Annotated in this window: 1 protein-coding gene; it reads right to left on the bottom strand. The window is 43.3% G+C overall.

The window, feature by feature from the left end:
• Positions 1–257: VOC family protein (locus M595_RS28670; RefSeq protein WP_040484822.1), on the bottom strand; the 257-nt coding region annotated here is incomplete at its 3' end.
• Positions 258–353: the final 96 nt, after the last annotated feature.

Here is a 353-nt window from a genome sequence, read left to right as displayed (position 1 = left end):
GTGTGCTCTTCCGATCTGTCTACTCCTAAAGCAATATGGCCGTATCCATCCCCGATGTCATAATGATCGGTGCCCCAGTTGTAGGTTAACTCAATCACGGAGTGATCGGCTTCATCACCATAACCGACGAATGCTAGCGTAAATTCTCCGCCGGGATAGTCTTTCTGGCGATAAAGCTTCATTCCGAGAAGATCACAGTAAAACTTTTTAGATTCTTCTAGGTTGCCGACTCGCAACATGGTATGTAATAGTCTCATTACTTGTATTCACCTTTTTTATGTACCCTCACTGTTTATTTTAAAAGGATGTTTGCAACTTGGGCAGAGATTGGGGTTGGATTTTGCGATCGCTTT

Source organism: Lyngbya aestuarii BL J (assembly GCF_000478195.2).
Classification (GTDB): domain Bacteria; phylum Cyanobacteriota; class Cyanobacteriia; order Cyanobacteriales; family Microcoleaceae; genus Capilliphycus; species Capilliphycus aestuarii.
Note: the sequence above shows the minus strand (reverse complement) of the source record. Positions and strands in the feature narration are given on the sequence as shown.